The sequence below is a fragment of the Pseudomonas sp. B33.4 genome, assembly GCF_034555375.1.
Classification (GTDB): domain Bacteria; phylum Pseudomonadota; class Gammaproteobacteria; order Pseudomonadales; family Pseudomonadaceae; genus Aquipseudomonas.
The window spans coordinates 19,964-38,645 of sequence record NZ_CP140706.1 but is presented as its reverse complement, the minus strand read 5'-3'; the positions used below and the strand labels follow the sequence as shown (position 1 = coordinate 38,645).

The 18,682-nt window shown below is 60.2% G+C and carries 17 protein-coding genes; 5 read left to right on the top strand and 12 right to left on the bottom strand.

Going from position 1 to position 18,682, the window contains the following annotated elements; genetic code table 11:
- Nucleotides 1-108 precede the first annotated feature (108 nt).
- From U6037_RS00185 to U6037_RS00145, 9 genes are all read right to left on the bottom strand, one after another.
- Nucleotides 109-732 (bottom strand): ABC-type transport auxiliary lipoprotein family protein, encoded by a 624-nt coding sequence (locus U6037_RS00185; RefSeq protein ID WP_322845410.1) that lies wholly within the window; start codon nucleotides 730-732, stop codon nucleotides 109-111.
- Nucleotides 729-1,667: an MlaD family protein gene (locus tag U6037_RS00180; RefSeq protein ID WP_242209735.1), complete on the bottom strand. Its 939-nt coding sequence runs from the start codon at nucleotides 1,665-1,667 to the stop codon at nucleotides 729-731. Before U6037_RS00180 ends, U6037_RS00185 begins: the two co-directional genes overlap by 4 nt.
- Before the next feature lies 1 nt (nucleotide 1,668).
- A complete protein-coding gene (locus U6037_RS00175; RefSeq protein WP_322845409.1) occupies nucleotides 1,669-2,472 on the bottom strand; it encodes an ABC transporter ATP-binding protein in 804 nt (267 codons plus the stop codon).
- Nucleotides 2,469-3,617 carry an ABC transporter permease gene (locus U6037_RS00170; RefSeq protein WP_322845408.1) on the bottom strand — a complete coding sequence of 383 codons (1,149 nt, stop codon included), beginning with the start codon at nucleotides 3,615-3,617 and terminating at the stop codon, nucleotides 2,469-2,471. The genes U6037_RS00175 and U6037_RS00170 overlap by 4 nt, the downstream gene beginning before the upstream one ends.
- A 54-nt stretch (nucleotides 3,618-3,671) precedes the next feature.
- Nucleotides 3,672-4,700, bottom strand: a complete 1,029-nt coding sequence (locus tag U6037_RS00165; protein WP_322845407.1) for a DUF5924 family protein — start codon at nucleotides 4,698-4,700, stop codon at nucleotides 3,672-3,674.
- Nucleotides 4,701-4,885: 185 nt separating this feature from the next.
- Complete coding sequence (locus U6037_RS00160) at nucleotides 4,886-6,265, bottom strand: M16 family metallopeptidase (protein ID WP_322845406.1); 1,380 nt, start codon at nucleotides 6,263-6,265, stop codon at nucleotides 4,886-4,888.
- A gap of 177 nt (nucleotides 6,266-6,442) precedes the next feature.
- Nucleotides 6,443-8,101: a Na/Pi cotransporter family protein gene (locus U6037_RS00155; protein WP_322845405.1), complete on the bottom strand. Its 1,659-nt coding sequence runs from the start codon at nucleotides 8,099-8,101 to the stop codon at nucleotides 6,443-6,445.
- 308 nt (nucleotides 8,102-8,409) lie between these two features.
- Nucleotides 8,410-9,177: a TerC family protein gene (locus U6037_RS00150; RefSeq protein WP_034152222.1), complete on the bottom strand. Its 768-nt coding sequence runs from the start codon at nucleotides 9,175-9,177 to the stop codon at nucleotides 8,410-8,412.
- Nucleotides 9,178-9,262: 85 nt separating this feature from the next.
- Nucleotides 9,263-10,570: a CitMHS family transporter gene (locus tag U6037_RS00145; RefSeq protein ID WP_322845404.1), complete on the bottom strand. Its 1,308-nt coding sequence runs from the start codon at nucleotides 10,568-10,570 to the stop codon at nucleotides 9,263-9,265.
- Nucleotides 10,571-10,892: 322 nt separating this feature from the next.
- On the opposite strand from U6037_RS00145, the gene U6037_RS00140 reads away from it, so the two are divergent.
- Nucleotides 10,893-11,294, top strand: coding sequence for a GFA family protein (locus U6037_RS00140; protein ID WP_322845403.1), 402 nt, complete (start codon nucleotides 10,893-10,895; stop codon nucleotides 11,292-11,294).
- Here the strand turns inward: U6037_RS00140 and U6037_RS00135 are convergent, their stop codons facing one another.
- Nucleotides 11,295-11,621, bottom strand: coding sequence for a DOPA 4,5-dioxygenase family protein (locus U6037_RS00135; protein WP_322845402.1), 327 nt, complete (start codon nucleotides 11,619-11,621; stop codon nucleotides 11,295-11,297).
- 83 nt (nucleotides 11,622-11,704) lie between these two features.
- On the opposite strand from U6037_RS00135, the gene U6037_RS00130 reads away from it, so the two are divergent.
- Nucleotides 11,705-12,373 carry an NAD(P)-dependent oxidoreductase gene (locus tag U6037_RS00130; protein ID WP_322845401.1) on the top strand — a complete coding sequence of 223 codons (669 nt, stop codon included), beginning with the start codon at nucleotides 11,705-11,707 and terminating at the stop codon, nucleotides 12,371-12,373.
- Between the two features lie 30 nt (nucleotides 12,374-12,403).
- Here the strand turns inward: U6037_RS00130 and U6037_RS00125 are convergent, their stop codons facing one another.
- Nucleotides 12,404-13,354, bottom strand: coding sequence for a choline sulfate utilization transcriptional regulator (locus U6037_RS00125; RefSeq protein ID WP_322845400.1), 951 nt, complete (start codon nucleotides 13,352-13,354; stop codon nucleotides 12,404-12,406).
- Between the two features lie 114 nt (nucleotides 13,355-13,468).
- Here U6037_RS00125 and betC point away from each other — a divergent pair, with 114 nt between their 5' ends.
- From betC to U6037_RS00110, 3 genes are all read left to right on the top strand, one after another.
- The gene (gene betC, locus U6037_RS00120; protein ID WP_322845399.1) at nucleotides 13,469-14,983 is read left to right on the top strand and encodes a choline-sulfatase; all 1,515 of its coding nucleotides are present in this window, start codon (nucleotides 13,469-13,471) and stop codon (nucleotides 14,981-14,983) included.
- Between the two features lie 16 nt (nucleotides 14,984-14,999).
- Nucleotides 15,000-15,920 (top strand): choline ABC transporter substrate-binding protein, encoded by a 921-nt coding sequence (choX, locus tag U6037_RS00115; RefSeq protein ID WP_322845398.1) that lies wholly within the window; start codon nucleotides 15,000-15,002, stop codon nucleotides 15,918-15,920.
- 253 nt (nucleotides 15,921-16,173) lie between these two features.
- Nucleotides 16,174-17,742, top strand: coding sequence for a SulP family inorganic anion transporter (locus U6037_RS00110; RefSeq protein WP_322845397.1), 1,569 nt, complete (start codon nucleotides 16,174-16,176; stop codon nucleotides 17,740-17,742).
- A gap of 117 nt (nucleotides 17,743-17,859) precedes the next feature.
- On the opposite strand, the gene aroE is transcribed toward U6037_RS00110, so the two are convergent.
- The gene (gene aroE, locus U6037_RS00105) at nucleotides 17,860-18,681 is read right to left on the bottom strand and encodes a shikimate dehydrogenase (RefSeq protein WP_322845396.1); all 822 of its coding nucleotides are present in this window, start codon (nucleotides 18,679-18,681) and stop codon (nucleotides 17,860-17,862) included.
- Between the last annotated feature and the right edge of the window lies 1 nt (nucleotide 18,682).

Here is an 18,682-nt window from a genome sequence, read left to right as displayed (position 1 = left end):
CCCTGTGGGAGCTGGCTTGCCAGCGATAAGGGCAGCACATCCAGAATCTCTGGTGACTGACACACCGCCATCGCGGGCAAGCCCGCTCCCACAGGGATTGTGTTGGGCTTAGAGTTTCGGGGGAGTCAGTTTCTGTCCTTGGTCGACAGCCCACGCGACGACTTTCGCGGTCAGGCGATCACTGGCCTGACCAAACCCGGCGACCACCGCCGGCACCTGCACATCGCTCAACGGCTGGCGCTCCTCAAAGCGGCGGCTGGCCAGAATGCGCTGGTCATAGCCGCGCACCAGCAATGCATCAACCCGCACCACGACACTGGCCTGCGAGCCCTGATATTCAGTCTGAAACGCCTGCAAATTCCCGCCCAATTCCAGATCCGCAGCAAAGTTGCTGTCATCGGTACTCAGCAACGTCACCCGACCATCACGCGCAAACCCGTCCAATAGCCGATTGCGCACCAGCACCGGCGCCGGATCACTCCAGCGCGAGCCTTTGTAGCTGCTGATCACATCGCCCTGTGGAATCACCGCAATCGTCGGCCGGTTCAACGCTTCGCTGGCCTGTAACTTGTTCAGCCGCAGCGACCAATGCTGAGTCGTCGCCGGACTGGCCGAGGCGGGCGTTTGGGCGGTTGGCAGGCGATAGACATCCGATGGCTCGGCCTGAGGCAGAATCGAACATGAGCTGATCAAGGTGAAGCCGGCGAAAAGGGCAAGTCGAGTCAGCTTCATGGCGTGAATTCCTTGTTCTTGTCACGGCCCAGCAGGTAACCGCTGGGGTTGGCCTCGAGGCGTTGGGAGATGGCGCGCAACGAAGTCAGCGTCTCGCGCAGTTCGCGGATCGCCGGGGCCAGGCCGTTGAGGCCCTGCATGCCGTTATCGAGGGAGTTTTCGTTTTTGCTCAGCAACGTGCTGATGGTTGTTGTGCTTTGCTCCAGCGACTTCATCGCTTGCTCGGCGCTACCCAGCGCTTGCTTGCCCTGATCGTTGATCAAGCCGTTGGCGTTGCGCATCAGCAGCGAGGTCTGTTCGAGCATGCTGCCAGCCTGTTTGCCGACCGTCGCCAGTTGCTGCATGGCTTGCTTGATGTCACCGCGCTGATCATTGATGGTGCCAGTGGTTTGCTCCAGATGCGCGAGGGTCTTGCTGACGCGCTCGACGTTTTCGGCGGAAAACATCTGGTTGGCATTCTGCAGCAGCGCGGTAATGCCGGACATCAAATCGTTGCTGTCATTGAGCAGCCGCGAGATAGGCGAGGGCGAGGCGACGATGGTTGGCAGATTGCCGTCGTGGCCACGCAACTGCGGACTCTCGGGCGTGCCACCGCTGAGCTGGATGAGCGATGTGCCAGTGATCCCGGCCAGTGCCAGTTTGGCCTGCGTGTCTTCTTTGACTGGCGTATCACCCGCCAGGCGAATCCGCGCCAGCACCCGTCGCGGATCTTTCGGATCAAGGCGCAGGGTGATCACATCGCCGACCTTGATCCCGCTGTACTGCACCGGGCTGCCCTTGGACAGACCGGTGACCGCCTCGTTGAAGACAATCTCGTAATCCTTGAACTCGGTGTCGACGCTGGACTTGGCCAGCCATAGGCCGAAGAGCAGGGCGCCTGCCACGACAATCACTGAGAACAGGCCGATCAACACATGATGGGCTCGGGTTTCCATGTCAGACCTCGTTGAGCAATTTGGCGGCGTCCAGCGCCGAGCGGCCGCGCGGGCCATGGAAGTATTCGTGAATCCACGCGTCGTCGGTTTCCGAAACAACGTCGATCGGGCCGGCAACCAGCACCTTCTTCTGCGCCAGCACGGCCACGCGGTCGGTGATGGTGTAGAGCGTGTCGAGGTCGTGGGTCACCAGAAATACGCTCAGACCCAACGCATCGCGCAGGGTCAGAATCAGTTGATCGAACTGCGCCGCGCCAATCGGATCGAGGCCGGCAGTCGGTTCGTCGAGAAACAGTATGTCCGGATCCAGCGCCAGGGCCCGGGCCAACGCCGCACGCTTGATCATGCCGCCGGACAGCGATGCCGGGTATTTGTCCGCCGCCGACAGCGGCAGTCCGGCCAGTGCCAGCTTCACTGCCGCCAGGTGCTCGGCGTCGTTGCGGCTGAGGCCGGCGTGCTCGATGAGGGGCAGGGCGACGTTCTCGGTGACGGTCAGCGAGGAGAACAGCGCGCCTTTCTGGAACAGCACGCCGAAGCGCCGTTCGACCAACGAGCGCTCATGCTCGGACAGGCTCGGCAGGTTCTTGCCGAACACTTTGACCATGCCTTCGCTGGGCCGGCGCAAACCGACAATGCTGCGCAACAGCACCGATTTGCCGCTGCCGGAACCGCCGACCACGGCGAGGATTTCGCCTTTGTACAAATCCAGATCGAGGTTCTCGTGCACGCTCTGACTGCCGAAGCGATTGCACAGGCGACGAACCTCGATCACCGCCTCCGAGGGCGCGCGGGGTAGACGACTCACCAGCCCATCTCCATGAAGAACAGCGCGGCCACCGCGTCGAGCACGATCACCACGAAAATCGATTGGACCACGGCCGACGTGGTGTGGGCGCCGACCGATTCAGCGCTGCCGCTGACCTTGAAACCTTCGAGGCAACCAATCGCGGCAATCAGGAAAGCAAAGACCGGCGCCTTCACCAAACCCACCAGAAAATGCTGGATGCCGATGTCCGATTGCAGCAGTGACAGGAACATCGCCGGCGAAATATCCAGCGACACCGCGCAGACCACGCCGCCGCCGATGATCCCGCAGAGCATGGCGAGAAAGGTCAGCATCGGCAGCGCCACCAGCATCGCCAGCACACGCGGCACCACCAGCAACTCCATCGGGTCGAGGCCGAGGGTGCGGATCGCGTCGATTTCTTCGTTGGCCTTCATCGAGCCGATCTGCGCGGTGAAGGCACTCGCGGTGCGACCGGCCATCAGGATCGCTGTGAGCAGCACGCCGAACTCACGCAAAAACGAGAAGCCCACCAGGTCCACAGTAAAAATCGTCGCGCCAAAACTGGCCAGCACCGTCGCCCCGAGAAACGCCACCACCGCGCCGACCAGAAAGGTCAGCAGCGCCACGATCGGCGCGGCGTCGAGACCGGTCTGCTCGATGTGCGCGATCATCGGCGTGATGCGCCAACGCTTGGGCCGGAACAGGCCACGGGCGATGGTTTCCAGGATCAGGCCGATGAAACCCAGCACTTGCAGGGTATCTTGCCAGACCGTTTCCACGGCGCGGCCGATCCGGGTCAGCAGTTGCACGCTGACGCTGACTTCCGCCTCCTTGATCGGCACGCAGAAATCCGTCATCGACTGATACACGGTTTGCAGCAGCGCACGGTCGGCGGAGGAGAGCGTGCAATCGGGATGTTCGGCGGATTTGCCGAGACGCTCAGAGCCGAGCAGTTCGACCAGCAGCGATGCACCCGCGGTGTCGAGGGCGCCTAGGCTATTCAGATCAATCGGCGTGTTGGCGTCGTACTGGCCGTGGAGCTTTTCGCTCAGCGTCTTCAGCTCGGCGTAATGGGCAAGCGTCCAGTCCCCGGTAACCCGCAGGCGGGCAGGGCTGATCGATGTGTCCAGTTGGGCATTGCCGCTGATCGAGCTGCTGGTCATAAGCTCCGTGCTTGTTCGGCCTTTATGCGAACTAACGTAATAGCACGAACCGGGTTACTTTTCTTTGATCGCTGTGCTGTCCGTGACTTCGAAGCGCAGTACGCCGATCACCTGGCCATCCTCGGTCAGCACGCGCACCTGCCACTTGCCCGCCGGATTGCCGGGGAAGTTCTGCTTGTGCGTCCACGCCCGGTAGCCTTCCTTGCGCCCGCCGTGGATATCGAGGGCGATGCGGTCGACCTCTTTGCCGTTGAACTGCCAGACGTGGTAAATCCGCTCATCGAGCCCGCGCGGCGCGTTGATTGCGGTGTAGGCATAAAGGCCATCGCCACGAATCTGCTCGGCGCTGACCGTTTCGAGGCTGGCGCCGGGGGTGCGATCCTGCATTTGCGTGCTGATCGCCACGTCGGTCATCCACAGCGTCGCTGGCGGCACCCACGAACGCAGCGCCCAACCGACGCCACCGATGCCAACGGTGATGCACAGAATCGCCAAGGCATTGCGCAGCGTGCGGATCGGGAAGATTGACGCCAGGCTCGGGAACGACAACAACACGGCAATGCCCAGCGCCCATTTGAAACTCTGCGCGGTGGTCAGATGCATGATCACCGGCAACGCGGTGAGCAGGGCGGCAAACAGGGTCAGCGTGTGCAGCGCGAGAAACGCCCAGCGCCGTGGCGCCAGCCATTTGTAATAGAGCGGATCGACGATCGAGATCAGTGCCGCCACGCTGAGCAGGCCGGTGAAGAACAACTGGCCGCTGTTCCACGTGGTGGTGATGAAGAAGAACGGCAGAACGAAAAACAGGCTTTCCTGGTGGATCATCTGCGTGGCGTAACGCAGCAGCGGCTGGGGAATCTCGCGTTTGAACACGCGGGTGAAAAGGCCGGTGAGGGTGTTTTCCAGCATCAGCCAGATCCAGCTGAGCAGCATGATCACGGTGATCCAGCTCGCCAGCCCTTGCTGACGATCGACCATGATGAAACTGCCGACCCCGGAGATGAAACCGCCAAGCGCAATGACCCCGGGATAGCGCTTCATCAGTTCGAGAATGCGCTGGATCAGGAGCTGTATTTTCGGCATTTGGGCAGTTCACGACTTGAGGGGGAAAAACCTCGACAGAGTAGCGCCCGCCGGGCGTTGTGGCGAGGCTGCCGGTCACTTATTCGGTGCATTTCAGGGCCTCAAAAGATCGCGGCCTTCGGCAGCTCCTACATTTGGAACGCAATCCCCTGTAGGAGCTGCCGAAGGCAGCGATCTTTTGATCTTCAACCCCGCTTGCGGTGCAAACGCCATCCGATCAGGATCAACAACACCAGACCCAAGCCACCCGCACTCAACCACAACACCTGATCATCACTGATCAATGGCTTCTCGATCCGCAGATACCCCGGTTGCAACAGCAACTCGCGCATGGCTTTGTTCGCCGCTTCCAGCGTCACGCCCTGCAGCTCCCGCGCCGGGTTGGCGAAGCGGCCATCCTCGTAATCGCCCAGCGCACTCCAGTAATAATCCGCCATCGCGCTATTACCCTGCACCGCCCAGGCCTGATGGGCGATGGACGCCTGTTTGATCCGCGCAAAGGTATCCGCGTCGAGGCCGTTTTTCAGCAGGTCAGCCTTGAGGTCTTCCAGCACTTGTATGGCTTCGTCGACATCGTCGCGATCCAGATCGGCATTCAGGCTCATGAAACCGACACCGCCAAACACTTCACGCTCGGCCCAAGGTCCATACGACAAGCCGTGATTGAGGCGAATCTGTCGGTACAGCGCCCAGTCGAGGTAATCCTTGAGAATGTCGAAGGTCTGATCGTATTGATCATCGATCACCGGTTCCGGCACCAGCCAGTGCAGCTTGGCGCTGTCGCCCATAAAGCCACGGGTGAGGGTGCGCTCATGGGCAGCGCTGGTGCTGATGTCCGGCAGTGCACGGTGCTCGCTCGGCTCAACCGCTTCGAGCGAGCCCCAAGTGCGTTCCAGGTAGGCCGGCAGCAGTTTGTCGAGTTCACCGACGACGATCAGGGTCATGTTGTTCGGCGCGTACCAGGCCTTGCGCACCTTCTCCAGTTGCGCCTGGGTCAAGTGATCGACTTCGGCGCGTTGCGGGCATTTCAGGCCCAGCTCGACGGCGAGTTGATTGCTCGCGGTGTGACCCAGGTCCTGACGATCGAGGAAGCGTTGCAGGCGCGTGTAATGGCCGCCGTCTTCACGTTCGACCACGCGTTTGGCGGCATTGATAGCGTTGTCGTCAATGCGTGTTTGCGTGAGCAGAGCGAGCAGCAGGTCGAGGACCTTGCGCTGATTCTTCGCCGGCGCTTCGATGACGAACGTGGTGTCGGCGTTGCTGGTAAAGGCATTCCAGTCACCGCCCAGTGCTTGCATGCGCTCCTCTAAACCGCCTTCGCCAGTGGCGTCGATGCCGCTGAACAGCAGATGCTCGAGCAGGTGCGGCAGCTCTTTTTCGTCGCAATCGAAATCATCGAGGCCAACGCCAACCACCAAGCGGATCGCCACATGCCCGCGTTCGGTGCCGGGTTTGAGCAGCAACTGCAAACCGTTGGGCAGCGCATAGCCTTCGACCTGAAAACGATCCAGGGCAAAGGCGGGCAGGGAACCGAGCAACAGACAGGCGAACAACAGGCAACGCATAACAGGCTTCCATACGGCTGATTTGGAGATCCGTGTCGTCAGTCAGCGCCCCATCGCTGGCAAGCCAGCTCCCACAAGGATTTACGGTGCTCACAAAACCCTGTGGGAGCTGGCTTGCCAGCGATGGGGCCCTTGAGACTGAACTCTGTGTTACTGACTGACCCTGGCCCCAGACGTTCAAGGCGAATGCGTAATGTCGGCAATATCATCCGCCGCCAGCGCTCCGGTGTCCGCCGTTTCCAGCACCACATACGCACTGCCGCAAAACAGTGAATTCAAGCGTTTCATGTCGGCAATCAACTCCAGATGCAACGAACTGGTTTCCAGACTCTGGACGATCTTGCGTTGTAAACGGCTGACATGCGCATGAGCCAAACGGCGTTCCTGTGCGCGAAAACGGCGCTTCTCGCGCAGTAGCTGACGGGCGCTTTCGCGGTCACCACTGAGAAACACCGACAGCCCCAAACGCAGATTAGCGATCAATTGCTGCTGCAATCCGGCCAGATCCTCCAGTCCTTCTTCGGAAAACGAGCGGCGTTGCGAAGTCTTCTGCTGCTGGATCTTGCGCAGCATGCGTTCGATCAGGTCGGCGGCCAGTTTCAGGTTGATCGCCAGCTCGATGATTTCGGCCCAGCGCCTGCTGTCCTGTTCGCCAAGGTCCTCGCGGGGCATTTGCGCAAGGTACAGCTTGATCGCGCTGTACAACGCTTCGATGTCGTCGGTCATCCGCCGGATTTCCTGTGTCACCGCCGTCTGCTTGCCGCGCAGCACATCAAGGGTGGCATCGAGCATGTTGTCGAGCAGATCGCCCATGCGCAGGGTTTCCCGCGCGGCATTGGCCAGGGCCAGGCTTGGCGTGACCAGCGCGGTGGCGTCGAGGTGACGCGGTTTGGCAGTGCCGTTGACCTCAGGTCGCTCCGGCAGCAGCCAGGCGCACAGACGCGCCATCGGCCCGACGCTGGGCAGCAGAATCAGGCAGCGCACGGTGTTGTACAGCAGGTGAAAACCGATGACCATTTCCTGCGGACTGAAATCGAGGCTGTCGATCCAGTGCACCAGCGGATCGAGCACCGGAATGATCAGCAGCAGGCCGATCAGTTTGTACAACAGACTGCCCAGCGCCACTTGCCGGCCGGCGGCGTTCTGCATGCTGGTGCTCATGAAGGCGAGAATGCCGCTGCCGATGTTGGCGCCGATTACCAGACCGATCGCCACCGGCAGACTGATCACACTGGCGCCGGCGAGGGTCGCGGTCAGCAGCACGGCAGCGAGGCTGGAGTAGGAAATCATCGCGAACAAGGCGCCAACCAAGGCGTCGAGGAGGATGTCGCCGGTCAGCGAGGCGAAAATCACCTTCACGCCTTGCGCATGGGTGATTGGCGCGGCGGCCTCAACGATCAATTGCAGCGCCAGAATGATCAGCCCCAGCCCGATGGCCACCCGGCCCATCTGCCCGAGCCGCGTCTGTTTGCGCGACAGAAAGAAAATCACCCCGAGAAAAATCAGCAGCGGCGACAGCCACGACAAGTCGAACGTCAGCACCCGCGCCATCAGCGCGGTACCGACGTCGGCGCCGAGCATGGTCGCCAGCGCCGGGGTCAGCGCCATCAGGCCTTGGCCGACGAATGAGGTCACGAGCATGGCGGTGGCGTTGCTGCTCTGCACCATCGCAGTGACGACGATGCCAGCGACAAAGGCCAGCCAGCGCTTGGACATGTTCTGGCCGATCACATGGCGCAGGTTGGTGCCGTACACACGCAGGATGCCGGTTCGGACGATGTGCGTGCCCCAGATCAGCAGGGCCACGGCGGAAAGCAGATTGAGCAGGGTGAGCATACAAACCCCCTGTAATAGCAGCGCCCCAGCGGGGCAAGTGGACGGTACCGCGCGTTTTCTACGTTCTGATAATTAAGCTGTAGTTGGCTAACGGTCTGGGCGCCAGCATTGCACAGCTAAAGTGTGGATTGAAACAAAAGTGTCATGAAAAGCGCTTCATGCACCCACCTGAATCCACCACAAACAAATGTAGGAGTGAGCCTGCTCGCGATAGGGCCATCAGCCTCAACATTGATGTTGACTGACAGACCGCTATCGCGAGCAGGCTCACTCCTACAAGGGGTATTGCGTGCGTCTGGACTACCGGGTTATTGGCCCGGGATGTCCTTGCGCAGCTTCACCGGGTCCTGCTGCTGTTTTTTCTTGGCCATCGCGCCGCGCAGTTTGATGTTGATCGCTTCCACCGCCAGCGAGAACGCCATGGCGAAATAGACGTAGCCTTTCGGCACGTGCACGTCGAACGACTCGGCAATCAGCACGGTACCGACCACCAGCAGGAACGACAGCGCCAGCATCTTCAGCGACGGGTGCTTGTCGATGAACTCGCTGATCTTGCCCGAGGCCAGCATCATCACCAGCACCGCCACGACAATCGCCGCGACCATCACCGGCACATGGGAAACCATACCCACCGCCGTGATCACCGAATCCAGCGAGAAGACGATGTCGATGATCGCGATCTGGATGATGGTGTAGAGAAAGTTGCCGCCCTTGCCGCCAGGCGTGTCGTCGCTTTCGTCTTCGCCTTCCAGCGCGTGGTACATCTCTTGCGAGCTCTTCCACAGCAGGAACAGGCCACCGAAGAACAGGATCAGGTCGCGACCGGAAATGCCCTGGCCGAACACTTCGAACAGGTCAGCGGTGAGGCGCATGACCCAGGTGATCGACAGCAGCAACAGGATGCGCGTGATCATGGCCAGGCCAAGACCGAAGATCCGGGTGCGCTGCTGCATGTGTTTAGGCATGCGGCTGACCAGGATCGAAATCATGATGATGTTATCGATGCCGAGGACGATTTCCAGGGCGGTCAGGGTGAAGAAGGCAACCCAGATTTCGGGGTTGGTCAGCCATTCCATGTGTATTCCTTTGAGCGATTGTTAAACCGAAAAAGGTCCGGGCTTCAAACCGCGAAGCCAGGACCCGAAACGGTGAGTCTTGGGCTTATAGAGTGCTGAACACCGGGAAAGTCCCCAACAGCAGTGCAGCAATCAGGATGCAGATACAAACCAGGATCGCCCATTTCAGGGTGAAACGCTGGTGGTCACCGAAATCAATGCCGGCCAGGGCCACCAACAGATACGTCGATGGCACCAACGGGCTCAGCAAGTGGACGGGCTGACCGACGATCGAGGCACGGGCCATTTCCACTGCAGTGATCCCATAGTGGCTGGCGGCTTCGGCCAACACCGGCAACACGCCATAGTAGAACGCATCGTTGGACATGAAGAAGGTGAACGGCATGCTCACCAGCGCCGTGATCACGGCCAGATACGGGCCGAGGAAATCCGGGATCACCGCCAACAGGCTCTTCGACATCGCATCAACCATGCCGGTGCCACTCAGGATACCGGTGAAGATACCTGCCGCAAAGATCAGCCCGACCACTGCCAGCACGCTACCGGCGTGAGCCGCAACGCGATCCTTCTGCATCTGCAGGCAAGGGTAGTTGACGATCATGGCAATACTGAACGCGACCATGAACAGTACCGGCAGCGGCAACAGGCCGGCGATCAGCGTGCACATCAGGCCGAAGGTCAGGGCGCCGTTGAACCAGATCAGTTTCGGACGGCGAGCATCCGGGAACTGCGACACGCTGATTTCGCTGTGATCGATCTCGTCGCCGACCAGATGCAGCTCACCCAGACGCGCACGTTCACGTTTACCGTAGAAATAAGCGATGAGCAGAATCGCCACCACACCCGCGGCCATGGCCGGGATCATCGGCACGAAAATGTCCGACGGATCGACATGCAGCGCACTCGCCGCACGGGCAGTCGGGCCGCCCCACGGGGTCATGTTCATCACACCGCCGGCGAGGATGATCAGACCGGCCATGATCCGCGGGCTCATGCCGATGCGGCTGTACAGCGGCAGCATGGCGGCCACGCAGATCATGTAAGTGGTCGCGCCGTCACCATCGAGGGAAACGACGAGCGCCAGTACGGCGGTGCCGACCGAAACCTTCAGCGGGTCGCCCTTGACCAGTTTGAGGATCTTGCGCACGGCCGGGTCGAACAGGCCGGAGTCGATCATCAAGGCGAAATAGAGAATGGCGAACATCAGCATCACGCCTGTCGGCGCCAGCTTGGTAATGCCTTCGAGCATCATCGGGCCGATCTTCGGTGCAAAACCACCGAACAGCGCAAACAGGATCGGGATGATGATCAGAGCGATCAGCGCGGACAGGCGCTTGGTCATGATCAGGAACATGAACGTGATGACCATGGCGAAGCCAAGGAAAGTCAGCATGGGAATACTCCAGGCGTAGCGCGGCTAGTTAAATGAGCGGATCGGGCCGATCAGCGCAGAACGGGAAGCACGAGACATACGGGCGGAGTTGAAGCGAGGAGGCGGGCTACAGAGGACATCAGAATCACCATTGTTGTTGTTAATTGGGCCGTTCGTGCGAGGTATCACACGCGTTGGCCAACCGGTCTGTTGCCGGAAGTGGAGGCGATCCTAATCGGGGAAGCTTTCAGCTACCTTTCGCTGGCGAAAGCTTTGAATGAACGGTCAACCGGCCGTCGGATGCGAACTAAAGTCAATGAACACGGGAAGGAGGGCTTGGATCATGAGCCAATTGCACAGCGGCGGCTGCCATTGTGGACACATTCGTTATCAGTTCAGCGGGAGGCTGCACGATATCGCCCATTGCCATTGTTCGATCTGCCGCAAGGTAAGCGGCGGGATTGTGACGACGTGGATCACCGTGCCGGCGGCGAGTTTCCAGTGGTTGGCGGGTACGCCGTCGCGGTATGACTCGTCGCAGGGTTGCACGCGGTTCTTCTGCCCGAACTGCGGCGCGCAAGTGGCGCTGGTGACGTTGCTCAGCCCTGAAAGCATCGATGTGACCATCGCCACCCTTGATCACCCGGAACTCGCGCCCGCCGAACGACACATCTGGACCGACAGCCAACTGCCTTGGCTGCATCTGGACGAACAACTGCCGAGTGAAGCCGAAGAAACCATTTGATCAAAAAATAGACAGGTCCAGCGGTCGCACGGCGCCCATCCAGATCGCGTGCTCGGTATGGTCGAGCAAGTCATCGCCAGTGTCCGGGTGCAGGAACACCACCAGACCTTTGCGATTCAGCGCCAACCACGGCAACACCTCGCCGATCAACTCAGAGCCGAAGGCCAACTGGCAGCTCCAGTCCGGGTGCGGCCCAACCGGTCGCTCATGAACACGGCCCATTTTCAATGGAAACAACTGCGCGGCCTGTTCGCACACGGCCCGCGCCAGCTCGATGGTGCTGGCGTCGAAATAGACGTGGGCGTGGTAGCCCTTGATCGCTTGCATCACAAACCCTCGGCAATCGGTTCGAACCCTCGGCGTTGCCCGTATGTCACACGCCATACAAGGGACAAGAAAAGGGATCAGCCATGAAAAATGCCGAAACCCCGGCGGTAAAAGTGGTGCTCTATGGTGCCATGAGTAGCCTGGGCAGCGCGTTGATGGCTGAACTGCTGCGACGTCAGCACGAAGTCATCGCCATTCTCGACGATTTGACCGCACTCGCACCGCGTCCAGGGTTGCGTACCAAAACCGGGGATTTGTTCGACTCGGAGCGGGTCAATCAGAGCGTGGCCGGTAGTTCGGCGGTCATCTGTTTACTGGATGCGCCGGGGTTGCCGTTCAGTAGCGATCAGGTTGAACGGGCCGTCGTGCTCGGGCCGGTCGAGCAGGTGCTGGCCGTCGATGCGTTGATCGATGGTCTGCAAGCGGCCAATGTGTCGCGGCTGTTTCTGGTGGGCGACTTCGCCGTGCTCGATGAGCCGGATGTCGATGATCGCCTGCAACGTCATGCCGCCGAAGAAATCCGTGAAGCCGTGCAAAGCAGCCCGCTGCACTGGACGCTGGTCAATGCTCCGCACGGCGTGGCCGGGCTGACGATTGAGCATTTCAGTCAGGTCGGCGGCAATCTGGAGCCAGGCTTGGCGGAACCGCTGGAACGGCTGAATCGCGTGGCGGTAGGGATTGCTGATGAGCTGCGGTTGAATTTGCACGTGGGTCAACACGTCAATTTCATCGCCGCCACAGATCCCTCGTAGGAGCTGCCGAAGGCTGCGATCTTTTGATCTTCAAACCGCAATCGAAGGCAGCGCCAACCCGTTCAGGGATTCGGCGCTGCTCGCCTGCTCCACCATCAACCAATCGACAAACTGTTGAATCAACGCACCTCGACGTTTGCGCTGCGGCAACACCACGTAATACCCCAGCCGCGACAGCGTCGTTTCAGCAAGCGGCCGGCACAACAAACCTTGCGTCAGCAAGTTATCCACAAGGTGCCGCCAGCCAATCGCCACGCCTTGCCCGCCAATCGCCGCTTGAATCAACAAGGTGTAATTGTCGAAGCGCAATTGCCCCGGCGCTGGCGCAGTGGTGATGCCGAGTTGGCGAAACAGACCACTCCAGTCGAACCAGTTGCTGCTGTTTTCGCCCCGCAGGTGCAGCAATGGAAACTCCAGCAACGCCTGGGCGGGCAAGGGCAGGGCACAGTCCTTGAGCAACTGCGGACTGCACACCGGGAACACTTCTTCGCTGAACAACCAGTGACTCTCGCCCTGCTTGAAACGCCCATCGCCGAACAGAATCGCTACATCGATATCCGTACGCAGCATGTTGTGGTTGCGCTCGCTGGTGACGAGGCTGACATCAACATGAGGATTGGCTTCGTGAAAGCGGTGCAAGCGCGGCATCAACCAATACGCAGCGAAGGCAAAGTCGGTGGCAACTTGCAGGACTTCATGTTGCTGTTGCGTGCTGATTGCGCTCAATCCTGCATCGATATTCTGCAAACCGAGGGTAACTTGCGCGAACAGGATCGCGCCGACTTCCGTCAATTCGATGCCTCGGTAGATCCGATCAAACAGCCGCGCGCCGAGCTGTTCTTCCAGGCGTTTGATCTGCTGGCTGATTGCCGGTTGCGTGGTGCCCAGCTCTACCGCCGCCGCAGTAAAACTACGATGTCGCGCGGCGGCCTCGAAGGCGCGCAGCAGGTCGAGCGACAGATCACCCAAGGCTTCATACATAAGCTGTGCTTATCCTAGTCATTGCCCGGCGCGGGCTTTACCCGACAGAGCATGGACTCCATGCTCGATCGCAGCAATGTCGCATAAATATTCACTATGGAATGCCGCGATCACATGAAGCGCAAGAATATTCTTTTCATCATGGCCGATCAGATGGCCGCGCCAATGTTGCCGTTCTACGGCCCTTCGCCGATCAAACTGCCGAACCTCTCGCGCCTCGCCGAACAAGGCGTGGTGTTCGACGCCGCTTACTGCAACAGCCCGTTGTGCGCGCCGTCGCGTTTTACTCTGGTCAGCGGCCAGTTGCCGAGCAAGATCGGCGCTTATGACAACGCCGCCGATTTCCCTGCCGATGTTCCAACCTATGCCCATTATCTGCGCCGCCTCGGCTACCGCACTGCGCTGTCCGGGAAAATGCATTTCTGCGGCCCTGATCAGTTGCACGGTTACGAAGAACGCCTGACCAGCGACATTTACCCCGCCGACTACGGTTGGGCGGTGAATTGGGACGAGCCCAACGTGCGCCCGACCTGGTATCACAACATGTCGTCGGTATTGCAGGCGGGGCCATGCGTGCGCACCAACCAACTCGATTTCGACGAAGAGGTGGTGTTCAAGGCGCAGCAATATTTGTTCGATCACATTCGCGAGGATGGCGATCAGCCGTTCTGCCTGACGGTGTCGATGACTCACCCGCACGATCCGTACACCATTCCCAAAGCTTTCTGGGATTTGTACGACGACGCTGATATCCCGCTGCCTACAACCCCGGATCAACACGAACTCGACCCGCACTCCCAGCGCCTGCTCAAGGTTTACGACTTGTGGGATAAACCGCTGCCTGTGGATAAGATTCGCGATGCGCGTCGGGCGTATTTCGGTGCATGTAGCTATATCGACGCCAACGTCGGCAAACTTCTGCAAACCCTCGAAGAAACCGGGCTGATCGACGACACCATCATTGTCTTCTCCGGCGACCACGGCGACATGCTTGGCGAGAAAGGCCTCTGGTACAAAATGCACTGGTACGAAATGGCAGCCCGTGTGCCGCTGTTGATCAGTGCGCCGGGGCAGTTTGAGTCAGGCCGCGTCAGCGCTGCCGTGTCGACCGCCGACCTGCTGCCGACATTTGTTGAACTGGCCGGCGGTACGCTGGAACCGGGCTTGCCGCTGGACGGCCGCTCACTGGTTTCACACCTGCAAGGGCAGGGCGGTCATGACGAAGTGTTTGGCGAATACATGGCCGAAGGCACCATCAGCCCATTGATGATGATCCGTCGCGGCGCCTACAAATTTATCTACAGTGAAAGCGACCCTTGCCTACTCTTCGACGTAGACAACGATCCGCGCGAATTGGAAGAACTCAGTGAATCGCCACAACATCGCCAGCTGTTCGACGATTTTCTCGCCGAAGCGCGCGGCAAGTGGGACATTCCGGCGATTCACCAGGAAGTACTGGCCAGTCAACGCCGCCGCCGTTTTGTCGCCGACGCGTTAACCATCGGCAAGCTGAAGAGCTGGGATCACCAGCCGCTGGTCGACGCCAGTCAGCAGTACATGCGCAACCACATCGACCTCGATGATCTGGAACGCAAAGCACGTTATCCACAACCCTGCCAAAACCAATAATGTTAAGGGGAAGTCCATGCGCAAGTTATCCACAGTAGTGACGGTTGGCCTGATCGCGTTGAGCAGCACTTCGGCCTTCGCCGAGCAGAGCTGCGACACGGTGAAAATGGCTGATCCGGGCTGGAGCGACATTGCCGCGACCAACGCCATCACCGGGTTTCTGCTGGACGGCATGGGCTACAAGGCCAAGGTCGACACCCTCGCGGTGCCGATCACCTTTGGCGGTTTGAAGGATGGCCAGGTGGATGTCTTCCTCGGCAACTGGATGCCGGCGCAGCAGGGCTTCTACGACAAGTTCGTCGCCACCGGCGATGTCACGCAACTGGCGAAAAACCTCGATGGCACCGAGTTCACCCTCGCCGTGCCGGATTACGTATGGGACGCCGGTGTGCATAACTTTGCCGACCTGAACAAATACGCCGACAAGTTCGAGCGCAAGATCTACGGCATCGGCTCCGGCGCGCCGGCGAACATCTCGCTTCAGGAAATCATCAAGAAGAACGACTTCGACATGGGCCAGTGGAAGCTGATCGAGTCCAGCGAACAGGCGATGCTGGCGGAAGTGTCGCGGGCGATGAAGAAGCAGAAGTTCGTCACCTTCCTCGGCTGGACCCCGCACCCGATGAACGTGCAGCTGAAAATGCATTACCTGAAGGGTGGCGAGAAATACTTTGGCGACACCGGCAGCGTGTTTACGCTGACGCGCAAGGGTTACGCCGAGGCCTGTCCGAATGTGGGTAAATTGCTGACCAATCTGTCGTTCACTCAGGAGATGGAGAACAGCATCATGGCTGAGGTGGTGAACAAGAAGGTCAGCAATGCCGAGGCGGCGAAGGCGTGGATCAAGGCGAATCCGGCGGTGCTCGATAAGTGGCTGGATGGCGTGAAGACCGTAGATGGCAAGGATGCGCTGGCGGCAGTGAAAGCGAAGCTTTGATTGTGGGGTTGCTGGATGAGTGATTGGCTTGAGATTTTGCCCCCTCACCCCAGCCCTCTCCCCCAAGGGGGCGAGGGGGAAGGGAGCCGATCGTTGTTGTATCTAGAGCCTGAGTTCGACGCAGAAATGCAGGTCGGTGAATGTTGAAAAAACACCGCGGTCAGTCCCCTCTCCCTCTGGGAGAGGGCTAGGGTGAGGGGCCTTTCCCCTGGCACCCTGATAACCTTGAACAAAACCCCAACCGCGAGGACCCATGGCCTTCCCCAGCCGCCACTCTCTCTTCCCCTTCCTCACCTGGCTACCGCGGCAAACCCGCGCCAGCGTCGGACGGGATCTGATCGTCGGCCTGAGCGGTGCGATTCTCGCCTTACCCCAGTCGATTGCCTATGCGCTGATCGCCGGCCTCCCACCTGAATACGGACTCTACGCGGCAATCATCCCGGTGCTGATCGCCTGCCTGTGGGGTTCGTCGTGGCATTTGATCTGCGGCCCGACGGCGGCGATTTCGATTGTGCTGTTCGCCAGTGTCAGTCCCTTGGCAGTTCCGGCGTCGCAGGACTACATCACCCTGATCTTGTTGCTGACCTTTCTTGCCGGGATTTTCCAGTGGCTGCTCGGGTTATTGCGCTTCGGCGCGCTGGTGAATTTCGTCTCGCATTCGGTGGTGCTGGGTTTCACCCTCGGCGCGGCGGTGGTGATTGCCATTGGGCAGTTGCCGAACCTGCTGGGGCTGGAGCTGCCGGCCAAGGCTACGGCGCTGGCGAGTCTGATGGACCTGCTGCAACACCTCCGGGCTGTGGATAAACCTTCGCTGGTGCTCGGTGTGGCGACGGTGGTCGTCGGTGTGGCGTTGAAACAATTGTTGCCGCGCTGGCCGACGCTGTTGATAACCCTCGCATTGGCCAGTCTGCTGGTGTGGCTGTGGCCGGCGATGTTCGGCCATGTGCATCTGGTCAGCGCATTCGTCGGGCGTTTGCCGCCGTTCAGTGCGTTGCCGCTGGACCTGGATCTGATTCTGCGCCTGCTGCCAAGTGCCGTGGCGGTGGGCATGCTCGGGTTGGTCACCAGCCTGTCGATTGCCCGCTCGATTTCGGCGCGGTCGCAACAGTTTCTCGATGCCAATCAGGAAGTCCGCGCGCAGGGTTTATCCAATATCGTCGGCGCGTTCTTTTCCGGCTCGCTGTCAGCGGGATCGTTTACCCGCTCCGGTTTGAGTTACGAGGCAGGCGCCTGCTCGCCGCTGGCCGGGATTTTTTCGGCGATCTGGGTGGCGTTGTTTGCGATTTTCGGCGCGGGGCTGATTTCGCACATTCCGATTCCGGCGATGGCGGGCAGCATCCTGCTGATTGCCTGGGGTCTGGTCGATCATCGCGGCATTCGTGCGTTGCTGCGGGTCAGTCGTGCCGAGTTCGTGGTGATGGCCCTGACTTGTCTGGCGACGTTGCTGCTGGAGTTGCAGACCGCGATTTATGCCGGCGTGCTGGCCTCGTTGTTCTTCTACCTCAAACGCACCTCGCAACCGCGCGTGCAGCATTGGCGCGACGGTGAGGACGATGTGTTGCGCGTCGGCGGTTCGATCTTTTTCGGCGCCAGCCATTACCTGCAAGTGCGCCTGCAACGAATGCATGGCGCACGGGTGGTGATCGAGGCGCAGCAGATCAATTTCATCGACTATTCGGGGGTGGAGATGCTGCATCAGGAGGCGCGACGCCTGCTGAGCCAGGATCGCAGCCTTACCTTGCGCCGGGCGCGGCCGCAGGTGGTGGAGGAACTGAGGAAGCTGGAAGGGCCGGAGAAATGCCCGATCAGGTTTGAGGATTGATTTGGCGATCGAGGTAATCCTTGTGGGAGCGAGCCTGCTCGCGAAGACTGCGGCACATCCAACATTGATGTGTCAGACAGACCGCTTTCGCGAGCAGGCTCGCTCCCACATGGGTATTTATTGGGCCAGTTGGCGGCGGAGTTCGGCGAGTACTGGCGCTGTGTCCGGGCGTACACCGCGCCACAGGAAGAACGCTTCGGCGGCCTGCTCAGCGAGCATCCCCAAGCCATCCATCACCACCGCTGCACCATGTTCACTGGCCCAACGGCAGAACGCCGTCGGCTCTTTGCCGTACATCATGTCGTAGCACACGGTCTTGCCCGGCTCGATCAGGCTCGGGGCAATCGGCGGCACATCGCCGGTCAGGCTGGCAGATGTGGCGTTGATGATCACGTCGACCGGTTCACGCAACCAGTCGAAACCACTGGCCGACACCGGCCCGAGGTCGCAAAACAACTCGGCCAGCAACTCAGCCTTGTCCACTGTGCGATTGGCGATGATCACCGATGCCGGTTGCTCCGCCAGCAACGGCTCCAGTGCCCCACGCACCGCGCCACCAGCACCGAGCAGCAGGATGCGTTTGCCGGCCAGGTTGAATCCGGCGTTCACCGTCAGATCACGCACCAGCCCGGCGCCGTCGGTGTTGTCGCCGAGCAGCGAACCGTCGGCCAGTTTGCTCAAGGTGTTCACCGCGCCGGCGCGTTCTGCGCGGGCGGTCAGGCTGTTGGTCAAGCGGTAGGCGTCTTCCTTGAATGGCACGGTGACGTTGGCGCCGCGACCTTCCTGGAAAAACGCCGTGGCGCAGCCAGCGAAATCATCAAGCGGCGCCAGTAACGTGCTGTAGTCAAGGTGCTGACCCGTCTGCTCGGCAAACAGCTTGTGAATCATCGGCGATTTGCTGTGACCAATCGGGTTACCGAAAACGACATAACGATCCATC